The organism is Arthrobacter sp. K4-10C (assembly GCF_059090085.1).
In genome coordinates, this window is the sequence record NZ_JBNHFI010000022.1 from 1 (window position 1) to 4,731 (window position 4,731).

Consider the following 4,731-nt stretch of genomic DNA (forward strand, 5'->3'; position numbering starts at 1 on the left):
TGGCACACTATTGAGTTCTCAAACAACAGACACACCCGGCACCACCCAAACCACACGGTCCAAGATCGCTCCGGAGCAACTTTTCAAACTTACCCGATCACCGGATACCTTGCAAATCTGCCCTTCAGCAAACCTGCAGCATCCGTCACCGGCCCCGCCCGAACCAGGCACACCAACAGGTGAACCGTTTTTCAGGCTGTTATCAAGGGGGTTTGGCCGCTATCTTTCCGCTTCAGCGGCGGCGACTCAGAAAACAATACACGCCCACTACCCCCACCGCAAATCCTCGCCGACACATCGGAAAGCCCCCCGGAAACCCCGGAATTACAGGGCTTTCCGGGACTCAATCAGAGCCTGCCGCACCGAACCGCCGGCAGTGGACAACTATGGAGTGGGTCACAGGGCGAGTCGTCAGCCCGCCACCCGGAAAACGAAAGTGAAGCCGGCCTCCCGGGGCTTAAGCCGGTACGGCTCTAGTACCCCTGGTCCGCACGCCGCAGTCCCCACCCCCCGCTGTACATGGTCCAGGTACACATAGGACTTTCCATCCGGCACAAGCTCCGGCCGGTGGGCAGCAGCATCAAGGACTGCCATGCTGTACGGCCGGACCGTGAGGGAGAACGGCTCACCCGAAACCTCCAGCGGGCTTCCGTCAACCCTGAGAACTGCAGACCGGAGGCCGGAGCGCGCTCCAGCCTCCTGCGGGCGGACGTAGTCGACGTCAAGGTCCGCGAGCGGAAGGGAGAACCACCCTGTGCGGGTACCCTGGCCGGTGTCGGGATAGCTCTGGTGCGGACCGTTCCCGAACCAGCTCACCGTTGAGGTCTCGGCACCGAGGACAAGTTCCAGGCCGATCCGCGCCCATTCCACCTCGAAGCCGGCATTTATCCACGTCCCCTCAGGCCGGACGTGTGTCCGGAGAGCCAGGGATTCGCCGTCGGCGGTCCAGCAGTAATCCACCAAGACGCCGAACTGCTTGTCCGCTGCACCCGCCCGCGTGCGGATCGTGAGCCGATCGCCGCCGTCGGCCGCAACCTCCGCGCTGATGCCGAGGAGCCTGGTGTGCAGCCGGTTCAGCCCCGCGTCCTTCCATTGCGTGGCGAGCGGACGGGGATCGTCGCCCGCCCATTCCCTCCCGAGGTCGTTGTCCGTCGGCGCCCACCACAACACCAGTCCCAGCTTCTCCACAGGTATGTCCCCCAAGCGGACGGGCATGCCGGTGATACGGCTGAACACTGCAGGACCAAGCCGGAGTTCACCTTCCAGGACGTCAACGGCCTCGTTCTCCAGAGGCCGGATGCAGTTGGCAGGCTCCATAACGGACTGGCCCCAGGCAATCTCGTGGCCGGCAGCCGCCCAGGAACAATCGGCGGCAAGGACAGCGCTGACGGTCAGCACTGCTGCGCTGCCCACCCGCGCAAGGGCGGCATAGCCTGCAACAGAGGCGGGCAATGGCACTCCTGTTTGCGACTGCGGTGCCAGCGGTCCAAGGTCCACCGACCCTGCATCCAGCGTGCCGCCGTCGGACTCCACGACGTAGCGGAACTCATACGCAGAGGTGTCCGCAAAGTCCTGCAGGTTGCGGACCTGGAAGCCAGACCAGTCCCCGGCCACTTCAATCCTGAGCGGCTCGATGACCTTCTTGAAATCCAGCAGTCCCGGCCGCGGTTTTCGGTCCGCGTCCACCAGTCCGTCCGTGACGAAGTTGCCGTCGTGAATTTCCTCACCAAAATCCCCGCCGTAGCCGAAATGTTCGCCGCCGTCAGCGGCTGGCACAGTGATGCCGTGTTCCAGCCACTCCCAGACGAACCCGCCCATGAGGCGCGGATACCTTTCAAAAAGTTCCTGGTATTCGCTCATGCCGCCGGGGCCGTTACCCATCGCGTGTACGTATTCGCAAAGCACAAACGGCATGGCCCGGCGCCGGGCGTCCAGGACGGCATCCTCGAGGGGCGGCTCGTTCCCCTGGCCGATCAGCGCGGTTTCGGCCTGGCTTGCGTACATGCGCGAGTAGACGTCCACGTAGGGCGAGGACCAGTCGCCCTCGTAATGGATGGGGCGGGAGGGGTCGCGGTCCTTGGTCCAGCGGGACATGGCGGCAAGGTTCCTGCCGGTGCCGGCCTCGTTGCCGAGCGACCACATGATCACGGACGGGTGGTTCTTATCACGTTCAACCGTACGCTGCATCCGGTCCAGCAGGGCGGCCTCCCACTGCGGATCATCGCTGGGGTTCTGCGCCCAGCCGGCGCTCTCGAACCCGTGCGTTTCCAGGTCGCACTCCAGGACCACGTAGAAGCCAAGCCGGTCCGCCAGTGCCAGAAATTCTGGATGCGGCGGGTAGTGCGAGGTGCGGATGGCGTTGATGTTGTGCTGCTTCATGAGCCGCAGCTCCCCTTCCACGACCTCCCGTGGCACAACCCGTCCCAGGCGCGGATGATGCTCGTGGCGGTTGACACCCCGCAGCAGGATCCGGCGTCCGTTCACCTTGAACTGCGCGTCCTCGATGGTGATGCTGCGGAAGCCCAGCTGCAGGTTGACCGTCTCACCCGGAGTGCTGACGGACGCTCCGTAGAGTTTCGGGAGCTCGGCGGACCACAGCTCGACGGCGGGGACGCGCACCTCGGTGCCGGCGGGGAGTACCAGGTTCAGTTCAGGAACGCGTACGACGGCGTCAATCGCCTCGCCGCCCCGGCTCGCCTCAACCTTGAGGACGCCTTCGCCACTGACGTGGTCGAAGGCTGCGTGGACAAAGACGTCATCGATGCCGCCGACGGGCCTGGCCTGCAGCGTGACATCACGGAAAATCCCCGGGAGCCACCACATGTCCTGGTCTTCGACGTAGCTCGCGGCCGAAAACTGGGCCACCCTGACGGCCAGTGTGTTGGTCCCCTCCACCAGGATGCCCGAAACGTCGAATTCGTGGGCAAGCCTGCTGCCGCGCGTGGTTCCCAGTTCCACCCCGTTCAGCCACACGGTTCCGGCCGACTCTATGCCATCGAACCGCAGCAGTGCATGTGGCTGGAACTCGGGTCCGGCCTCGAATGTGCGCAGGTGGTCTCCGATGGGGTTCGATTCGGGCACGTGCGGCGGCTCAACGGCGAATGGGAGCTGGATGTTGGTGTAGGTGGGGGTCCCGTGACCGTGCATTGGCCAGCTGGACGGGACGGCCAGGGTAGTAAAGCCCGCCAGGTCATCGCCGAGCTGCCAGCCGGCCGCAGGAGCTGAACGGATTCCCGGACTCAACCGGAAGTGCCATTCGCCGTTCAGGGAGAGCTTGGGGGCGTCACTGTCGAAATAGGCACGGGCCGGGAGGGTACCGCGTCCCGGTTCCAGCGACGAAAGTTCAAGGACACCTTCTGCCCCGATTTCGAGTGCTTCCGGCGCGGGTGCGGAGGCCTGAGTCATGGGAGTTCCGGCTGTTCCGGAGGGTGACTGGACTGTCATGGCATTCCTTGCTGGAGAGAAGGGGCGAGGGTACGTGAACGTTCACGAGACGACACAAGCCTAACTGCTGCCGCACCTTTTGAGTAGGCTTCAGGCGGATTCGCGGACGATGAGCTCGTGCCGGAGGGTCAGGAAGGCGGCCGGGCTTCCCGCTCCGATTGCACCCGAAAGCAGGCCTTCCACGAGATCAACGGCGGCACGGCCCACGGTGCGCAGGTCCAGTCCGAGAGTGGTCAGCTCGGGAGTGACGAGCTCGCCCAGCGGGATCCCATCCATTCCGATGACGGCGCAGTCACCGGGGACTGACCTTCCTGCATTGTGAAGGGCTTTCAGTGCCCCTGCCGCCATTACGTCGTTGAACGCCAGGAGCCCCTCGACCTGAAGACCGGTGCCCAGCAGTTCCTCCACAGCAACCCTGGCAGCTTGCCCGGACGGAAAAGCGGCCGCACGGGTCAGCTCGATGCCGGCTGCTGCAGCGGCCGCGGCTACTGCTGCCCCACGGCTGGCAGCGGGGCCGCCCTGGTCCGAGTCCAGGAAGGCTATCTTGCTTCGTCCCGCCGAGGCCAGATGATCCAGGGCAAGTCGGGCTGCATGGGGATAGTCGAACCCAATGCTGCCAGAGGCCGGGCTGTCCGGGTAATCCAGGCCAACCACCGGCCGGGTGCCCATAAGGGCCTGCGCCTCATGCGCCTGCTGCCCCAGATATCCGATCAAGGCGTCGACTTGCGGGGCCAGCCGGGCAACGGCGTCGATGCCACTTCCTGTCCCGTGCCCGTAGTCGTCCACCACCACGTTCCAGCCGCGCTGGGTGGCGGCCTCCACGACGCTCGAGGCGAAGGCGGGAAAGTAGGGGTTCGTTAAGTCCGGGATGGCCAGGCCGACCGAGGTGCGCGCGCCCTGGACCAGACCTTTCGCAAACCGGCTGGGGGAATATCCCAGTTCCGCTGCACACCTCTGTACCCGCTCACGGGTTTCCGGGCTGATACCGGGCATTTCATTCATGGCCCGGGTGACAGTCTGGCGGGAGACACCAGCAGCGGCAGCAACGTCCAGGATAGTGGCGCGCCGGCCAAGGGGATCTGCCGAACGGGAACTCATAAACCGAGTCTATGTGCCCGGAAGGCCAGTCCAGGTGGCAGCCCTGGCTGCTCTGTCGGCTGCTTCCCTACCCCTCGTGGTGTTGGGGGTTTGTTTTTAAATGTGGGAGGCCCCAACCGTGTGGTTGGGGCCTCGACCGTGATGTGTTGTCCGGCGGTGTCCTACTCTCCCACACCCTCCCGGGTGCAG

2 protein-coding genes are annotated in these 4,731 nt (G+C 64.8%); both read right to left on the reverse strand.

All coding sequences use genetic code 11. The features are described from left to right. Nucleotides 1-411: 411 nt before the first annotated feature. Nucleotides 412-3,444 (reverse strand): glycoside hydrolase family 2 TIM barrel-domain containing protein, encoded by a 3,033-nt coding sequence (locus AC5RUU_RS19540; protein WP_493976861.1) that lies wholly within the window; start codon nt 3,442-3,444, stop codon nt 412-414. 90 nt (nt 3,445-3,534) lie between these two features. Next, on the reverse strand, nt 3,535-4,542 hold the full coding sequence (locus tag AC5RUU_RS19545) for a LacI family DNA-binding transcriptional regulator (RefSeq protein WP_493976862.1): 1,008 nt from the start codon (nt 4,540-4,542) through the stop codon (nt 3,535-3,537). Between the last annotated feature and the right edge of the window lie 189 nt (nt 4,543-4,731).

Excerpts from the sequence above, each read along its gene's own strand:
- AC5RUU_RS19540 (WP_493976861.1), bottom strand. The coding sequence starts at position 3,444 with ATGACAGTCCAGTCACCCTCCGGAACAGCCGGAACTCCCATGACTCAG.
- AC5RUU_RS19545 (WP_493976862.1), bottom strand. The coding sequence starts at position 4,542 with ATGAGTTCCCGTTCGGCAGATCCCCTTGGCCGGCGCGCCACTATCCTG.